Annotated in this window: 15 protein-coding genes; 13 read left to right on the forward strand and 2 right to left on the reverse strand. The window is 67.1% G+C overall.

Going from position 1 to position 17,105, the window contains the following annotated elements; genetic code table 11:
- Window positions 1–23 precede the first annotated feature (23 nt).
- From QOL82_RS22760 to QOL82_RS22770, 3 genes are all read left to right on the forward strand, one after another.
- Complete coding sequence (locus QOL82_RS22760) at window positions 24–1,730, forward strand: bifunctional aminoglycoside phosphotransferase/ATP-binding protein (protein WP_283444611.1); 1,707 nt, start codon at window positions 24–26, stop codon at window positions 1,728–1,730.
- A gap of 27 nt (window positions 1,731–1,757) precedes the next feature.
- Window positions 1,758–3,149: a nicotinate phosphoribosyltransferase gene (locus tag QOL82_RS22765; RefSeq protein WP_430438525.1), complete on the forward strand. Its 1,392-nt coding sequence runs from the start codon at window positions 1,758–1,760 to the stop codon at window positions 3,147–3,149.
- Window positions 3,150–3,231: 82 nt separating this feature from the next.
- A complete protein-coding gene (locus QOL82_RS22770; RefSeq protein ID WP_283444613.1) occupies window positions 3,232–3,591 on the forward strand; it encodes a hypothetical protein in 360 nt (119 codons plus the stop codon).
- Between the two features lie 11 nt (window positions 3,592–3,602).
- On the opposite strand, the gene QOL82_RS22775 is transcribed toward QOL82_RS22770, so the two are convergent.
- Window positions 3,603–4,955: an OmpP1/FadL family transporter gene (locus QOL82_RS22775; protein ID WP_283444614.1), complete on the reverse strand. Its 1,353-nt coding sequence runs from the start codon at window positions 4,953–4,955 to the stop codon at window positions 3,603–3,605.
- A gap of 258 nt (window positions 4,956–5,213) precedes the next feature.
- Between QOL82_RS22775 and QOL82_RS22780 the strand changes: the two genes are divergently transcribed.
- The 9 genes from QOL82_RS22780 to QOL82_RS22820 all read left to right on the forward strand — a co-directional run bounded on the left by QOL82_RS22780 (window position 5,214) and on the right by QOL82_RS22820 (window position 14,521).
- The gene (locus tag QOL82_RS22780) at window positions 5,214–6,218 is read left to right on the forward strand and encodes a cation diffusion facilitator family transporter (RefSeq protein WP_283444615.1); all 1,005 of its coding nucleotides are present in this window, start codon (window positions 5,214–5,216) and stop codon (window positions 6,216–6,218) included.
- A gap of 254 nt (window positions 6,219–6,472) precedes the next feature.
- A complete protein-coding gene (locus QOL82_RS22785; protein ID WP_283444616.1) occupies window positions 6,473–7,648 on the forward strand; it encodes a branched-chain amino acid ABC transporter substrate-binding protein in 1,176 nt (391 codons plus the stop codon).
- Between the two features lie 66 nt (window positions 7,649–7,714).
- Window positions 7,715–8,644 (forward strand): branched-chain amino acid ABC transporter permease, encoded by a 930-nt coding sequence (locus QOL82_RS22790; protein ID WP_283444617.1) that lies wholly within the window; start codon window positions 7,715–7,717, stop codon window positions 8,642–8,644.
- 1 nt (window position 8,645) lies between these two features.
- Window positions 8,646–9,812, forward strand: a complete 1,167-nt coding sequence (locus QOL82_RS22795; RefSeq protein WP_430438526.1) for a branched-chain amino acid ABC transporter permease — start codon at window positions 8,646–8,648, stop codon at window positions 9,810–9,812.
- Window positions 9,809–10,597: an ABC transporter ATP-binding protein gene (locus tag QOL82_RS22800; RefSeq protein WP_283444618.1), complete on the forward strand. Its 789-nt coding sequence runs from the start codon at window positions 9,809–9,811 to the stop codon at window positions 10,595–10,597. The genes QOL82_RS22795 and QOL82_RS22800 overlap by 4 nt, the downstream gene beginning before the upstream one ends.
- On the forward strand, window positions 10,594–11,301 hold the full coding sequence (locus QOL82_RS22805) for an ABC transporter ATP-binding protein (protein WP_283444619.1): 708 nt from the start codon (window positions 10,594–10,596) through the stop codon (window positions 11,299–11,301). The genes QOL82_RS22800 and QOL82_RS22805 overlap by 4 nt, the downstream gene beginning before the upstream one ends.
- A 13-nt stretch (window positions 11,302–11,314) precedes the next feature.
- The gene (locus QOL82_RS22810; protein WP_283444620.1) at window positions 11,315–12,613 is read left to right on the forward strand and encodes an amidase; all 1,299 of its coding nucleotides are present in this window, start codon (window positions 11,315–11,317) and stop codon (window positions 12,611–12,613) included.
- 16 nt (window positions 12,614–12,629) lie between these two features.
- The gene (locus QOL82_RS22815; protein ID WP_283444621.1) at window positions 12,630–13,919 is read left to right on the forward strand and encodes a M20 family metallo-hydrolase; all 1,290 of its coding nucleotides are present in this window, start codon (window positions 12,630–12,632) and stop codon (window positions 13,917–13,919) included.
- Window positions 13,920–13,924: 5 nt separating this feature from the next.
- On the forward strand, window positions 13,925–14,521 hold the full coding sequence (locus tag QOL82_RS22820; RefSeq protein ID WP_430438527.1) for a cupin domain-containing protein: 597 nt from the start codon (window positions 13,925–13,927) through the stop codon (window positions 14,519–14,521).
- A 70-nt stretch (window positions 14,522–14,591) separates the two neighbouring features.
- Here the strand turns inward: QOL82_RS22820 and QOL82_RS22825 are convergent, their stop codons facing one another.
- Window positions 14,592–16,571 (reverse strand): helicase-related protein, encoded by a 1,980-nt coding sequence (locus QOL82_RS22825; RefSeq protein ID WP_283444622.1) that lies wholly within the window; start codon window positions 16,569–16,571, stop codon window positions 14,592–14,594.
- A gap of 206 nt (window positions 16,572–16,777) precedes the next feature.
- Between QOL82_RS22825 and QOL82_RS22830 the strand changes: the two genes are divergently transcribed.
- On the forward strand, window positions 16,778–17,014 hold the full coding sequence (locus QOL82_RS22830; protein ID WP_283444623.1) for a hypothetical protein: 237 nt from the start codon (window positions 16,778–16,780) through the stop codon (window positions 17,012–17,014).
- Window positions 17,015–17,105: the final 91 nt, after the last annotated feature.

The raw sequence follows: 17,105 nt of genomic DNA on the forward strand, positions 1-17,105 counted from the left end.
AGGCAGCAGGCAGCAGGCAATCGATGACTGACAGCACCGCGCCGCTCGCCGCGCAGACCGCGCTGGTCACCGCGCTCGCAAGGATGCTGGGCGCCGGCGGCCAGCCGGCCCAGTGCTTCGACACGCATATCTCGTGGGTGCTGGTCGCCGGCGGCTATGCATACAAGATCAAGAAGGCGGTGAAGCTGGATTTCCTGGACTGCTCGACGCTGGCTGCACGCCGCCGTCTCTGCGAGGAGGAACTGCGCCTGAACCGCCGGCTTTCGCCCACGCTGTATGTCGATGTGGTCGCGGTGACGGGCGATGCCGCGCAGCCGCGCCTCGGCGATGACGGCAAGGGCGAGGCCATCGAGTATGCGGTGCGCATGCATGCCTTTGCGCAAACGGCGTTGTGGAGCCGCCGCCTGGACGAGGGCAGTCTGTCGGTCCAGGAGGTGGACGCCCTCGCGGACCTCCTCGGGCGCTTTCACCAGCAGGCCGCCGCCGCATCCGCCGGGACTGCCTGGGGCCGGCCGGAAAGCCTGGCGGCCACCGCCGCAGCCACGTTCGACGCGATCGCACGCCTGGCGCCGGACCAGGCCAGCCAGGCGACGCTGGCCCGGCTGCGCGCATGGGATGCGGCCGAGCACAGGCGGCTGGCCCCAGAGTTCGCGGCACGCAAGGACGCGGGCATGGTGCGCGAATGCCACGGCGACCTCCACCTCGGCAACATCGTCACCACCGAGGGCGGCGTCGGGGTATTCGACTGCATCGAGTTCAGCGAGCCGCTGCGCTGGATCGACGTGATCAATGACCTCGCGTTCGCATACATGGACCTGGCATGCCGCCAGCGCCGAGACCTGGCGACGCGCCTGCTCAACGGCTACCTGGCGCAGACCGGCGACTATGCGGGGCTGGTCCTGCTGGCGTATTACAGCATGCACCGCGCACTGGTGCGCTGCCTGGTCATGCTGCTGCGCGCCGCGCAGGCTGTGTCGAAAGTAGCCCGCGATGCGGCGAGGCGCGAGGCGCTGGCGTACCTGGCGCATGCGGCGCGGCTTACCGGGGCACCCAAGCCCGCGGTCCTGATCACGCACGGCTGCTCGGGCAGCGGCAAGACCACGTTTTCGCGGGAAGCGGCGGCGCTGCTGGGCGCGGCGCACTTGCGCTCCGACATCGAACGCAAGCGGCTGCACGGCCTGCAGCCGCTGGACCGCAGCGGCGCGGCGCACGCATCGCCGCTGTACGATGCCGACGCCACGCGGCGCACCTATGAACGCCTGCTGGCGCTGACGCGTGCGGTGGCGGCGGCCGGCATGGTCGCGCTGGTGGACGCCGCCTTTCTGGACGCTGCCCAGCGACGGCCCTTCGCCCGCTACGCGGCCCGCGCCAAGCTGCCCTTTCGCATCTTCGACCTGCGAGCAAGCCCGGCCGTGATGATGCAGCGTCTGGCACTGCGCGCCAATGCGGGCGCCGATGCGTCCGACGCCGACGCCGCGGTGCTGGCCCGGCAGCTCGCCCATGCCCGGCCGCTGTCGGATGCGGAAATGGCGCATGCCATCGCGGTCGACGCCGATCGCCTGTCGCCGGGCGACGTGGCCGGCCTGTGCATGGCGTTGGCGCACGCACTGGGCATCGACTGCCAGCCGTCGCCGGATACGCAAAACGGGCACAAGGCGCAGGAAGCGCATGGCGACGGCTTTGCCGGACAAATTGACGCATCTCAAGGCCATGCCCGGGGGTCGTCCTAACCTGACCGGGAATGAAGCCCTGGAGGCCTGGTGCAACGTTATAGCGAACGTGCATTGCTGACCGACCTGTACGAGGTCACGATGCTGCAGGCGTATTACCTGCGACGAATGAACCAGACAGCGGTGTTCGAGTTGTTCGTGCGGCGCCTGCCGGACGGTCGCAATTTCCTGGTCGCCGCCGGGCTGGCCCAGCTCATCGATTACCTGGAAAGCCTGCGCTTCGGCGAAGACGACCTGGCCTGGCTGCGCGAATGCGGCCGCTTCGATCCGGGCTTCATCGCGTCGCTGAACGACTTCCGCTTCACCGGCGACCTCGACGCCGTGCCGGAAGGCACCGTCATGTTCGCCGACGAGCCGGTGCTGCGCATCCGTGCACCGCTGCGCGAGGCGCAGTTCATCGAAAGCCGCCTGGTCAACCTGATCCACTACCAGACGGTGGTCGCGTCGAAGGCGGCCCGCTGCGTGATCGCCGCGCAAGGCCGGACGCTGGTCGACTTCGGCCTGCGACGCGCGCACGGCGCGGAGGCCGGGCTGCTGTCGGCGCGCGCGAGCTACCTCGCCGGCTTCGACAGCACGGCCACCGCGCTGGCCGCGCCGCTATTCGGCATCCCGGTCGCCGGCACCATGGCGCATTCCTTCGTGCAGGCGCATGCGTCCGAAGCCGACGCCTATGCCGCATTCGCACAGGCCTTTCCCGACAATGCGACGCTGCTGATCGACACTTACGACACCATCGCCGCGGCCCGCATGGTCGTGCCGCTGGCGCACTGGCTGTGGGAAGAGGAACGGACGCGCATCAAGGCCGTGCGCATCGACAGCGGCGACCTCGGCGCGCTGGCATCCGCCGTGCGCGGGATCCTGGACGCGGGCGGCTGTCCCGACATCGGCATCTTCGCCAGCGGCAACCTGGATGAATTCGCGATCGCGGCGCTGGTCGCGCAGGGCGCGCCGATCGACGGCTTCGGCGTCGGCACGCGGATGAATACGTCCAGCGACGCACCCTATCTCGACTGCGCCTACAAGCTGGTGGAATACGACCATCGTCCGCTGCGGAAGCGATCGGCCGGCAAGGCATTCTGGCCCGGCGCGAAGCAGGTGCTCCGCCGGGCGCGCAGCGATGGCGGGCTGCAGGAAGATGTGCTCGCGCTGGCCGATGAAGACCAGCCCGGCGACGGCCTGCTGCAGCCGGTAATGCGCGCCGGCAAACCGCTGGCGGCCGGTCCCGCCTTGTCCGGGATCCGCGCACGGGTGCGGGCGCAGATCGCCGCGCTGCCGCCGGCGCTGCGCCTGCTGAAGGCAACGCAGCCCTACCCGGTCAGGGTGTCGGAAAAGCTGCAGCGGCTCGCCGGCGAGGTCGATGCGGCGCAGGAACGGCAGGCGGCGATGGACCAGGCGCGCTGGGAACAGGATGCAGAGTGAAGTCGGTAGATGAGGGCCAGCCCCGGCGGCGAGCAGTTTGAATATTTCGATGTATCGATCCATGGACAGGAGGGTAAAACAGATGAATAAGGTAATTCCACGATGCGCATTTTTCCTGCTGCTGGCCTGCAGCGCGCTGCCCGCTTCGGCGGCGCGGAACACGGGCGACGCGATGAGCCGCACGGAGGAACGACGCCAGATGACCGAGGACAGCAGTCCGCGCGCCGCCTACAGCAGGATGGTCAAGGAAGCCAACGCGGCCTATGCGGAGGCGGTCAGGGAATGCGGCCGGATGGCAGCCGGCCAGCGCGCGTCCTGCATGCGCGAAGCGAAGACGAACCTCAGCGGCGACCTGGCGTCCGCCCGCAGCCAGTCGAGCAGCGGCGGCTCGGGCCTGGGGTCCGCCTCCGGCTCAGGCCGCGGCACGACCATGCAGCGCTGAGGCCGGCTGCATCAGAAGGCGCGGCTGTACTGCAGGCTCAGGATGTTGACGTCATTCTTGTATTCGCCGACCAGCCGTCCATTCAGCGGCAGGTCGGCCCTGTTGATCGATGCATCCTTGATGAAAATATGGGCATAGCCGAAATCCCATGCGCTCTGCGGCGACGGCTTGTACCGCATCCCGAACGCCAGGATGGTGCGGTCCGCGTCGGGCACGCTGGCCGTGCGGAACTGGTCCTTCACCGGCGAACGTTCATAGGACAGGCCGCCACGCAGCAGCCATGCATCGTTGTAGCGGTAGTTGACGCCGACGCCGAAGCGGGTAGTGTCGCGCCATTCCTCGCGCACCACGCTGTCGGCCGAGCCGTTGGAAAACTTCACGCGCAATTCGTCGAAGCGGCTCCATCGCGTCCAGTTGATGTCGCCTAACATTGCCCACTTGTCGTTGAGCTCCGTATAGGCGCTCAGGTTGACGGTCTCCGGCAGGTTCAGCTGCGCGCTCACGTCATTGTCGGCGAAGGCGGCGGCAGCGGCCAGCGGGCCGGGCAGCCCGGCCGGCTTGTCGAACCTGGCCGAGCCGCCCGACACGTCATGCCGTATGCGGGAACGGTAGCTGAGGCCGAAACGCGTGGTCGGCGTCGGCATGTAGAGCGCGCCGAGATTGAAGCCGTAGGCCCAGTCCTTGCCGTCCAGCGTAACCTTGCCATCCTTCGACTGCGGCAGGAAGCCGATCGGCGCGCAGCGCGCGACACCCAGCGCGCCGGCGCAGACGGTGCCGAAGTCGATCGCGCGCGTCAGCTCCACCTTCGCATACTGGGCGCTGACGCCGATGCCGAGCGACAGTTTTTCATTGACCGCGTAGGACAGCGTCGGGTTCAGGTTGAAGGTCTGCAGCTCGGATTTCAGCGCCTGGTAGCGGCCAACCCAGCCATTGTCATACTCGGTCTTGAGGCCGAAGGCCGACTGCAGCCCGATGCCGAAGCGCAGGCCGGGGACGACATCGGTGGCGAAGTACAGCGCGGGAATCGCAGCCCAGCTGCCGGCGTCGCCCCCATTTCCGCCGCTTAAGGCGGCGCCGGTCGCCGTGGTCGACCCCCTGTTCTCAAAGCGTATCGACGGCTTTATCGCCGACCCGGTCAGCGAGAACTGCCGGCCCGTCATCCGCGAAAGCCCGGCGGGATTGTAATAGATGGTGCTGGCGTCTTCCGCTGTCGCGCCGGCGCCGGCGAATGCATTGCCGATCGCCGCGGCGCTCATCTCGTTCAGCGCGAACCCAGCCGGGTATGCATGGGTGCACAGGCACAGCAGCGACGCCGAAGCCGCGCACCCGACGAGACTGCCGGAGCTAATGTGTAAGGACCGCATCGGTTCCTCCATGATCGTTGCCGTCTGGCGATGCGCCATGGACATCGCAGCCGAAGGCCGCCGGCGCTCCTGCTGCAAGTGTGCTTGACTGCGTTGCCCGCGATTTGATCGAGGTCAGGGATGGCATGCTTGTCATGCCCCTGCGCCGGCCGCGCGTTGCATGCGGCGCGATTCCCTCGCCCTTCATTCCGTCGGCGCCGGATGCCGACGTATTGGCGGACCCGGCCCCGCGCGGGTAGCGACGGGCGATGCGGCGCAATGCCTTGGACGAAAATCCCGCTTACCATTGCAGCCGTGCGCGCATTCAACCGTTTTCACAAGAAGCTTGGCTTCGGGAACCACGTTGCTGATCGACGACTTGCGTTAGCCAAGGCGTTCGCCGGCGAGACCGTGATCGCGCTGATGAAAACGGCGGCAGCCATCGTGACCGGTTCGAGTTCCATGCTCGCCGAGGCCGTGCATTCCTGGGTGGGCGTCGTTGCCGATTGTTTCCGCGCGAATGCCTACCTGGTCGCATCCCGACCGCCCGACGACAACCACCCGCTTGGCTATGGCCGCGAATCCTATGTCTGGGCCCTGTTCGGGTCGGCGGGCACCTTCCTGTTCGGGGCCCAGTTCGGCGTCTGGCGCGGCATCGAGCAACTGCATTCGACCGAACCGGTCTTCGGCTTCCTGTTCGGCTACCTGGTCCTGGGATGCGCATTCGTGATACAGGCCGTGTCGCTGGTGCAGGCGGTGCGGTTCGTCCGGCAGAAAGCGTCGCTGCGCGGCCTGGGCGTGGTCGGCCACCTGCTGAGCACATCGGACACGCTGCTTCGCGCGGTCATCACCGAAGACCTGCTGGCCTTGCTGGGACTGGCGATCGCGGGCCTGTCGATGGCCCTGCACCAGGTCACCGGCCGCGCCGAGTTCGATGGCGCCGGGTCGATCGCGATCGGCATACTGATGGGCGCGGTCGGCCTGTATCTGATCGACATGAACCGCCGCTTCCTGGCTGGCGTTTCCCTGCCGCCGGACCTGCGCGCCAAGGTCATCGCGGGTTTCAAGCAGGCGCCGGAGATCAGTCGGGTGACCGCCTTCTTTGCGGAATACATCGGCCCGGAAAAAGTCCTGATCTCGGCCCGGGTGGAGCTGAGCGGACAGCATGACCAGGCCGAACTGGCCCGGCTGCTCCGCAGGCTGGAGCACCGCATCATGGAAAATCCTCACGTCGGGCGCGCAACGCTGAGCCTGGCGGCGCCCGAAGAACCGGACCTGGACTGACCGATTCATCAGGGTCGTCCCCGCTGCAATCACCGCGGCGGGCCGGATGAACGCCATTTAAGTGCAGCCCTTTTTCACGCACAGGCACGCCGCATCCCCAAACCGCACCACCCCAATGCATTTCCCCGCGATTTTGCTGGCACATTTGTTGCACTGCCGTATTCAAGTTACTTGACCAATCATGCAGTTGTCATTAACTTCATTCAAGTCACTTGAATTTTTCATCCACAAGTATTCATTTTTAGGGGATCGCGATGCGCAACAAGCTTACCGCCCTGGCCAGGGCCATGCTGTACACCTGTGTCGGCCTGGCCGTCCTGTCCACGCCGGCCATGGCCAAGGACGTGGTGAAGATCGCATTCGTCGGCCCCCTTACCGGCGGCAATTCCGCCATCGGTCTGGGCGGCCGCAACTCGACCGACCTGGCGGTGCGGCTGCGCAATGCCGACCCCAAGTCGAAATACACCTACCAGCTGGTGACGCAGGATGACGAATGCCGGCCCAACGTCGGCGTCCAGGTCGCGACCAAGATCGCGGCGGACAACAGCATCATCGCGGGCGTGACGCATTTCTGCTCGGCGGTTGCGATGGGTACGGTGGGCGTCTACCACCGGTTCGGCATGCCCGCCGTGGTATGGGGCGCCGTGCTGCCGGACATCACCTACGGCAACGACTACAAGGAAGTCCACCGCGTCAACGGCACGATGATCAACCAGAGCGAAGTGGCCGCCAAGTTCATGACCGGCATGGGCTACAAGAAGTGGGCGATCATTCATGACACCACGGATTACGGCAAGGGCCACAACAAGTACTTCTCCGACTTCCTGAAGAAAAACGGCGGCACGGTGCTGGCCACTTTCGGCGTGACCGCCGACCAGCAGGACTTCACGACCGAACTGACCAAGATCCGCGAACTGAAGCCGGACGTGGTCTACTTCGGCGGCCTCACGCCGCTCGGCGTGCGGATACGGACCCAGATGGAAAAGCTCGGCATCAAGGCCCAGTTCGAAGGCACGTCCGGCATCATGTCGGATGCCTACATCCAGGGCGCGGGCAAGGAGCTGGCGGAAGGTTCGCTGGCCTTCATCGAAGGCGCGCCATGGGAGAAACTGCCGGGCGGCCTGTTCTTCACCGGCAAATACACCCAGCAGAAATACAGCGAGCCGCCGGAGGCGTATGGCCCGTTTGCGTTCGCTGCGGCCAGCCTGATCATGGACGCCGTGGAGAAGGTCGGCCCAGATCGCAAGAAGGTGCTCGAGGTGCTGAACAACACGAAGGACGCCGACACGCTGATCGGCAAGGTGACCTTCGACGACCATCGCCAGAACGTCGTCTCGCTGGTCACCAAGTATGTCGTCGAGGATGGCAAGTGGGTGGTCTGGGAAGACAGCGCCTACGGCCAGAAAAAGCGCAAGCTCACCGGGCTGTAACAGCCGTCGCGCCATTCCGGGCCGGACGCAGCGCCGGCCCGGCGCCCATGCAGTAAAGGAGCAACGATGAGTGTAATCGGTCAGTATGTATTCAACGGCCTGATGCTGGGCCTGATCTACGCGATGGTGGCAGTCGGCTTCACGCTGTTTTTCGGCGTTCTTAATGTCATCCAGTTTGCGCACGGCGACACCCTGATGGTGGGCGCCTTCGCCGGTCTGGCCGCGGCCACCGGCGTGATGATGCTGGACGTGGGCTCCCCCTGGCTGCGCCTGATCGCCATGGTGCTGGCCGCCGTGATCGTCACCGGCCTCCTCGGCGCCGCGATCGCCAGGTTCCTGATACTGCCGCTGCACCGCGCGCCGCCGCTCAACACGCTGCTGGCCACGCTGATGCTGGGCACCGTGATGCGCGAGGCGGTCCGGCTGTTCTACCCGGACGGCTCCAATTCCAAGCCCTTCCCCGCGCTGCTGCCGAACGCATCGATCGACCTCGGCGGCCTGTCGCTGCGCGCGGACAACCTGCTGCTGCTTGCAAGCGGGCTTGCCACGATAGGCGGCGTGCATTTCCTGATTACCCGCACCAGGCTGGGCATGGCGATCCGCGCGGTGGCGCAGGACGGCGAGACGGCGCGGCTGATGGGCATCAACTTCGAGGCCATCGTGCTGCTTACCTTCGGCCTCGGGTCCGCGATGGCGGCGCTGGCCGGCGTCATGAACGGGCTCTATTACAACGAGATCAATTTCAATGTCGGCCTGCTGCTGGGCGTGATCGGGTTTTCCGCGGCCATCCTCGGCGGCCTCGGCAATATCTACGGCGCCATCCTGGGCGGCTTCCTGTTCGCCGGCCTCCAGGTCATCGGCAGCGCCACGCTGCCCGCGCTGATCCCTAACATCCCCAGCGCCTACAAGGACGTGTTCGCATTCGCCGCGGTCATCATCTTCATGGCATGGAAGCCGACCGGCCTGATCGCCGAGAAATCAAGTGAGCGGGTCTGACATGATGAACGATGCAACCGTAAAGCCCCGCCGCGCCGGGCTGACGCTCGCCCTCCTGGCGCTCGCATTGACCGGCTACATGTGGCTGTTCCTGCACGCGGAATCGCAGCCGGCGGTAGCCGCGCTGCTGGTCGCGGCCGTGCTGATTGCGCTGGGAAGCAGGAAGCTGGGCATGGCCCGGCGCATCGAGGACGCCGCCGCGCAGCGTCCGGGACTCGCGCGGCTGTGGGCCGTGATCGGCGTGCTGGCGCTGGTGGCAGCCTTCCACGATGCGCATTTCGTGCTGCTGATGATCTGCTCGGTGCTGCTCTATACGACCGCCTGCCTCGGCCTGACCGTGCAGACCGGCTATGCGGGCGTGGCCAACTTTGCCGGCGCCGCCTTCTTCGGCATCGGCAGCTACACCACGGCCGTGCTGTTCGCCCATACCGGCATTCCGCACCTGCTGGTGATCCTGGTGTCGGGCGTGGTGGCGGCCATCATCGGCTCGGTGCTGATCCTGCCGGTGCTGCGCACCCGCGGCCATTACGCCGCGCTGGTCACGATCGCGTTCGGCATCCTGTTCCGCACCTTCATCGAGGTCAACGACGTGCTGGGCGGCCCGCAGGGATTGCAGGTGCCCGGCATGACCCTGTTCGGCCATCCGTTCAACGACAACTTCAAGCTGGGCGGCATCGAGTTTTCCTTCTACGCGGTCTACGCGGTGCTGAGCCTCGTCATCTGCGCCGCCGCCTTCGTCGTGGTCAAGGCGCTCGAACGTTCGTGGATAGGCCTGAGCATGGACGTGGTGCGCACCGATGAAACCGCCGCCGCGACCTTCGGGCTGCATATCGTGCGCTGGAAAGTGGTCGCGTTCACGCTGGGGAATTTCCTTGCCGGGGTTGCGGGCAGCGTGTACGGCATCGTGGTCGGCTTCATCGCGCCCAACAACTTCACGTTTTCGGATTCGCTGCTGATGGTGTCGATCGTGATCCTCGGCGGCCTGGGCAATCCGGTCGGCCTGATCCCGGCCGCGATCATCGTGCTGATGCTGCCGGAGAAGCTGCAGTTCATCCAGGAATACCGCTTCCTGCTGTATGCGGCGCTGGTGATCGCCATCCTGCTGTTCCGCCCCGACGGCCTGCTCCCGCGCACGCGGCGGCTGTTCTTCCGCCGGGAGGCCGCATGACGAATCATCGCCAGGCCCTGGTCGACGTCGCCGGGCTGACCATGCGCTTCGGCGGCCTGACCGCGCTCGACAAGCTGGACATGCAGATCATGGAAGGCGAAATACTCGGGCTGCTCGGGCCGAACGGCTCCGGCAAGACCACCTTCTTCAATGTGCTGACCGGCCTGTACAAGGCGAGCAGCGGCACCATCACCTACAACGGACGCAACGTCATCGGGCAGCGGCCCCAGGAAATCTACCGCAGCGGCGTGGCCCGCACCTTCCAGCGTTCCCGCTTGTCGCTGCCGCTGACGGTGTTCGACAATATCGTCATCGGCGACTACCAGCACATGCAGCACGGGCTGTTCTTCAACCTGTTCAGGCGCCGCGCGTTCCGGGCCGAATACGATGCCTATGTCGGGAAGATCGAAGCGCTGCTGCAGATCTTCAGCCCTCCGCTGGTGAACCGCCTGTTCGAGCCGGTGGAAACGTTCAGCATGATAGACAGGCGCCGCATCGAGGTATGCCGGGCGCTGCTGAGCCGGCCGCGGCTGCTGCTTCTCGACGAGCCCTCGGCCGGCATGACGCATGACGAAACCGACGCGCTGATGGAAGACATCCTGCAGGTGCGCGGCAAGCTCGACAACCTGTCCATCGTGCTCATCGAGCACGAGATGAACGTGATCGAGCGCATCACCGACCGCTGCATCGTGTTCAACTACGGCAAGAAGATCGCCGAGGGCAGCTATGCCGAAATCACCGCGGACGCCAACGTCCAGACCGCCTACCTGGGAGAAGCCGCATGAGCCACCTTAGCGTCAGGGGCCTCACCACCGGCTACGACAAGGTCAATGTGCTGCATGACGTGTCGATCGATGTCGCGCCGGGCAAGATCACCTGCATCCTCGGCGCCAACGGCGCGGGCAAGAGCACATTGATCCGCGCCATCCTGGGCCTGACGCCGCCGCGCAAGGGCGAAGTGCTGTGGGACGGGCGCAACCTGGCCGGGCAGAAGACCCATGCGATCATTGCCGGCGGCATTTCCTGCATACCGGAAGGACGCAAGGTGTTCCCGCGCATGAGCGTGGCGGAGAACCTGGCGCTCGGCGCGTATCTCGAGACCGACAGCGCGCGGGTCCGCAGCCGGCTTGCCCGCGTCTATGAAATCTTCCCCCGGCTTAAGGAACGCGCGGCGCAGCTTGCCGGCACCATGTCGGGCGGCGAGCAGGCGATGGTGTCCATCGGCCGCGGCCTGATGGCCGAGCCCAGGCTGCTGGTGATCGACGAGCCATCGCTGGGCTTGTCGCCGCTGTTCGTCAAGGAAAATTTCAACGTGATCCGGCAGATCAATGCGCTCGGCATCACCGTGCTGCTGGTCGAGCAGAATGCGCGCCAGACCCTGGCGATTTCCCATTACGGCTATGTGCTGTCGCAGGGCCGGGTGGTGACCGAGGGTACCGCCGAGGCGCTGGCCGGCAATGACGCGGTGCGCTCCGCTTACTTCACCTGAAGGAAACGATGGCATGAAGACGATTTTCGACACGCCGGTGCATGAACTTGCAGCCGCCATCGCCCGGCGCGACATCACCGTCGAAGCGGTGGTGCGCCAGTTCATCGATCGCATCGAGGCACGCGAAGCGGCGGTGCGAGCCTGGCAGTTCTTCGATGCCGGCCTGGCGATCGCGCAGGCCCGGCAGCTCGACCGGCAGCCGGTCGCGGGGCCGCTGTACGGCATCCCGGTCGGCGTCAAGGACCTGATGGATACCGTCGACATGCCGACCACCTATGGCTCGCCGATCTATGCCGCGCATCGCCCGGTGGCGGACGCCGGCTGCGTCGCCGCCAGCCGCACCGCCGGCGCGGTCATCATGGGCAAGACGGTCACGACGGAATTCGCAACCTACCAGCCCGGCCCGACCGCCAACCCGCGCGTTGCGGCCGGCGCCGGCCCGCACACGCCGGGCGGCTCGTCCAGCGGCTCGGCCGCGGCAGTGGCCGCCGGCATGGTGCCGGTGGCCTTCGGCACCCAGACGGCCGGCTCCATCGTCCGGCCGGCGGCATATTGCGGCGTGGTGGGCTACAAGCCGACGCACGGGACGCTGCCGCTGGCAGGCATCAAGCCGCTGGCGCCCAGCCTGGATACCGTGGGCGTGCTTGCCCGCACGGTTGCCGACGCGGCATTCTTCGTCGGCGCGCTGGCGCGGCTGCCGCTGATGCCCGATCCGGCGCCGGGAACGCGGCTGCGGGTAGGACTGTGCCGCACCATGCACTGGGACCGCGCAAGCCCCGCCGCCCGCGAGGCGCTGGAACAGGCCGGCAGGACGCTGGAACGCGCAGGCGCCGTGCTGATCGATGTCAGCCTGCCGCCGCCATGCGACGGCCTGACCGCTGCCCAGATCGACATCATGGGCTACGAGGCGGCCGCGGCATTCGCGCCCGAGGCGCGCACCGCGGCCGACCGTTTCAGCAGCGGCTTCGCCGCGCTGCTGGCTACCGGCCAACAGATCGACGGCGAGCGCTTCCTCGCCGCGCAGGCATTGGCCGCCGCCAGCCGGCACGCGCTTTCACGCGTATTCGATAGCGTCGATATACTGCTTGCGCCCAGCGCCGAAGGCGAGGCGCCGGCCGGCCTGGGCGCGACCGGCGACCCGGTCTTCAACCGGATGTGGTCGCTCCTCGGCAATCCCTGCGTGCATGTGCCGACCGCCACCGGCCCTGCCGGCCTGCCGCTGGGCGTGACCGTGATCGGCCCGCGCTGGGCCGATGCCCGCACGCTGGCGGCGGCGGCGCTGCTTGAATGCGGCATCGCCTCACAGCACTGAATAAAAAGGAAATCACATGACGGGGCAACAAGAATCGAATGGCGGCGCGCCCGAAACCGTGCGGGCGCATGTCAGCCAGAAGCGGCTGGACGACGCGCTCGCGGCCCTCGCGCAGTTCGGCGGGCGCGATGACGGCGGCGTCGCGCGCGAGACGCTGACGCAGACCGATCTCGATGCGCGGCGGCACCTGATCGCCTGCGCCAGCGCGCTCGGCTGCGAGGTCGAGACCGACGACTGCGCGAACCTGTTTTTCCGCCGGCGCGGCAGGACGTCGCTGCCGCCGGTGCTGACCGGCAGCCATGCCGACACCCAGCCGGTGGGCGGCAAGCTCGACGGCGCCTATGGCGTGATCGCCGGGCTGGAGCTGTTTGCCGCGCTGAACGACGCCGGCGTCGAGACGCTGCGGCCGATCGAGGTGGTGGCCTGGACCAATGAGGAAGGCAGCCGCTTCGGGCCTGGCGCGATGGGCTCCAGCGCATTCGTCGAACCGTCGCGGCTGGCGTCGTACCGCGCTGCGCTCGACAGCGACAACATCAGTTTCGGCGCTGCGCTGGATGCGGCGCTGGAGGCGACGCCCGAGCTGAAGCGCCGGCCGCTGCGGCAGCCCATCGCGGCCTGCCTGGAGCTGCACATCGAACAGGGCCCGGTGCTGGAGCGGGCCGGCATCCCGCTGGGCGTCGTGACCGGCATACAGAGCGTGCGCTGGTACCGCGTCGAATGCACCGGCAGCGCGGCCCACGCGGGCACCACGCCGATGGAAGACCGCAGCGACGCGATGGCGGCCGCGGTCGGCATCGCGCACCAGCTCTACGCGTACGCCGCCGGCGAGAGCAGCAGCCAGCTCAGGCTGACGATGGGCCGCTGGCAGGTCAGCCCCAACTCGGTCAACACGATACCCGGCAAGGTCGAATTCACGGTCGACGTGCGCTGCCTGGACGCCAGCGCGCTGGAGCGTTTCGAACAGGTGCTGCACCAGGTCACGCGGGAATATCCGTGGCGCGGACAGGTCGGCGTCTCCTGCTTTTTCTCGCGCGCCCCGACCTTCTTCCCGGACGCGATGGTGTCGGCGGTCGAACGGGCATGCAGCCGCGTCTGCGCGCTTGCCGGGCATGCCGCGCCGCTGCGGCTGACCTCGGGCGCCTTCCATGACGCGATGTATCTCGCCGACCATTGCCCGACCGCGATGCTGTTCGTGCCGAGCAAGGGCGGCATCAGCCACAACGCCGCCGAGGAAACGGCGCCGGACGAACTCTTCCTCGGCGCGCAGGCCCTGGCATATGCCGTGGTCGAACTGGCCAACCAGTGAGCGCGATGAAATCCAGGCAGGCCGCGGCCCCGGCGTCCGGACAGGCCGGCGACAAGTCCCCGATGATGAATCTCGGCGTGCGGCTGCGGCATGCGCGGCTGGTCGCCGGCCTGACCCTGCTGCAGCTGGCGAAAAAGGCAAGCTGCTCGGAAAGCCTGATCTCCAAGCTGGAAAACGGCGCGGCCAGCCCGTCGCTGGCGATGCTGCACCGGCTGGCCGTGGCGCTGGGCACCAATATCGCCGAGCTGACGTCGGAGGAAACGCCGCCGGGCGGACCGATACGCCGGCGCGGCGAACGGCCCGTGATCAGGGCCGGCGATATCGCGCTGGAGCGGCTGGTGCTGCCGACCAGGGGCGGGCTGCTGCAGGCCAACATCCATATCCTCGAACCGGGCGCCTCCAGCGACGGCACCATCGTCCATGCCGGCGAGGAAGTCGGCTATGTGCTTGAAGGCTCGATCGAACTGCGGCTGGACGAGGAACGCTACCTGCTGGGCGAAGGCGACGCCTTCACCTTTCCCAGCAATGTGCCGCATGGCTACCGCAATGCCGGACCGGACGTGGCGCGGGTGCTGTGGGTGAATTCGCCGGCCACGTTCTGAGCGCGGCGCGCGGCTAGCCTGCTGCCGGGCCTGGCCCGGCGCACATCCGGCAGCAGTGAAGCGCCCTGCCTCAGCGGCCGCCCTGCTTGCCGCGCAGCCGCCGTGCCGCGTTCTGCGCCTGCAGCAACGCGTCGACGCGGTCCGATGCACGGCGGGCCAGCGACTGCGCAAGCTCGATGCTGGGGAAGTATTCCGGGATGCGATAGGCCAGCCAGGCGTAGGCCGCATAGAGGCGGCAATGGTCCTCGACCTCCTGCAGCGTCATCCGCCCCAGCTCGCTTGCGGCCGCGTCCAGCGCGACGACCTTCTTTTTCGCCAGCGCCCTGGCCCAGTTTTCCCAGGCATTCTGGAGCGCGCTGATGCGGCTCGTGATGGGCACCAGCGACATCGTGAATTTTTCGGCGATGGTCAGCGCCAGCGTATCGAGCCACAGCGCGCGCTCGGACTGCTCGTCGGTGATGCGCGGATAGAAGAAGCCGTCCGGGACGTCGATATTGTGCACGAAGCGCTTCAGCAGCCTGGCCAGCGACTGCTCGCCGGTGACCGAGGAAATCCGGTGCAGGTGCTCGAGCGTGGGCGCGACGGCGAAGCCGGTCGCGGGTACCGGCGCCAGTTTCTCCTTCAACAGCGAGCGCATGACCTGGTGCGTTTCCTCGTCGTAGCCGGCGACGAAGCCTTCCTCATGCACGCCATAGCGTCCCGCCCGGCCGGCGATCTGGCGCGCGAGCGATGCCGAAATCTCTTCTTCCTCGACGCCGTTGTACTTGACCGAGGTGGTCATGACGACACGCGAAATCGGCATGTTCAACCCCATCGCCAGCGCATCGGTCGCCACCACGATGTCGGCCTCGCCCTCGCGGAAACGCTGCGCCTGCGCCCGCCGCACTTCGGGTGACAGGTTGCCGTACACGGTCGCCACCGACAGGCCGGTCTCGGTGATCATGTCGCGCCACATCAGCACGTCGCGCCGCGAAAACGCGATCACCGCGTCGCCGCGGCGCAGGTTGCGCACTTTCCTGACGGCCTGCGCTTCCATCGACAGCGGCCCCTTGCGCTTGAGCACATGCACTTCCAGCGGGCACTCCAGCCGCGCGGCCAGCGCCTCCACCGCCCGGCGGGCTTCCGGCGCGCCGAGCAGGTAGACCGTGGTTGCCGGCGTGCCGCAGACCGCGGCGGTCCAGGCGGCGCCGCGGTCGCGGTCGGCCAGCATCTGGATCTCGTCGATCACGGCGACATCCACCCTGGTGCGCGTGTCCAGCATTTCCACGGTGCTGGCGACATGGGTCGCGCCCTCCTCGATCCGGCGTTCCTCGCCGGTCACCAGGCTGACCTTCAGCGCCTCGCCATGCGGACGGGCGGCCGCCAGCCGCTCGTAGTTTTCCAGCGCCAGCAGCCGCAGCGGCGCAAGATAGACACCGCTTTTCGCATGGATCAGGGTTTCCATCGCCTGGTGCGTCTTGCCAGAATTGGTCGGCCCCAGCAGCGCGATGAAGCGGCGCGGCAGGCGGCGGGCCATCTCGAAGGAATCCGGATACTCGGCCAGGTTGATGCTTTCGCGGGTCAGGGCGGCATGACGCTCCTCCTGGTCCCGTTCGATCGCATGCTGCAGCCTTTGCCTGATCCTGTCGAACACGAAACCGGCCGGATCGGCGCTGTCCCGGTCCGCCAGCGCCTGCAGGAACACCATCGCGTCGAGCCCGGCGTCCTCCGCATCCTCCTCGATCTCGCGGACGAAGGCGGCGACCTGCGACTGCAGTCGCTCCATCGCCGCAGCCGTGACCCGCTCCTGCACCAGAGCAAGCTGTGCGTCGGCATCCATCTTGCGCCACTTGGCAGGCCGGGCCAGCACGCCCTGCTCGGGAACGAGCCGGTAGGCCACGCGCAGCAGGTCGGCCTGCACCTCGCCCTGGAAGCGCACGAACACCCTTCCCTCCTGCTTGACCAGCTCGCCGCCGGCGGCGCGGACATGGCGCTCCGCCGCGGCCGGCGGTTCCGTGGATTCGGGCAGGTCGTCAGGCAGGGCGGCGGCGGGCGATTCGGGAACGGTCATGGTCGGTGTCGGGCTTGGGCTTTGGTGAAGCGCAGCGGAAAGCGCTGCGGATATGCCCATCGTACTAAAAATGCATGGCGCGCCATGCATGTTCACGCAACCGGGACAACCGGGGCAGACCGGCCGGCAATGCCGCTAGCGTTGAATCAAGCTATCCCCGGCGATGCGGTGCATCATTGAAATTCATCTGATGATTGAGAGAGTCGATGCTGCTCAGGGTTGAAACCGTGGCCGGACATGCCGGAATGATGGAGCCCGCCGCTTTCTGGCTCGGGGAAACCCGGCATGCGGTGCTGGAAATCATCGACCGCTGGCCCGCGATGGACCGCACCTATTTCAAGGTCACCGCGAGCGACCAGGCCAGCTACATCCTGCGCCATGACGCCGCGACGAATACTTGGGAACTGACGCTGTACAACGCCCGCGGCTTCCAGCCCGGCTAGAGCCTGTTATGAACTAATGGACCGGTCTGGAAATCAATTGCGGGTACGGACACCCGTAAGCCTTATCCGAGCGACGTCAGCGATGAAGAAT

It is taken from the genome of Noviherbaspirillum suwonense, assembly GCF_900182955.1.
GTDB lineage: Bacteria > Pseudomonadota > Gammaproteobacteria > Burkholderiales > Burkholderiaceae_D > Noviherbaspirillum_A > Noviherbaspirillum_A suwonense.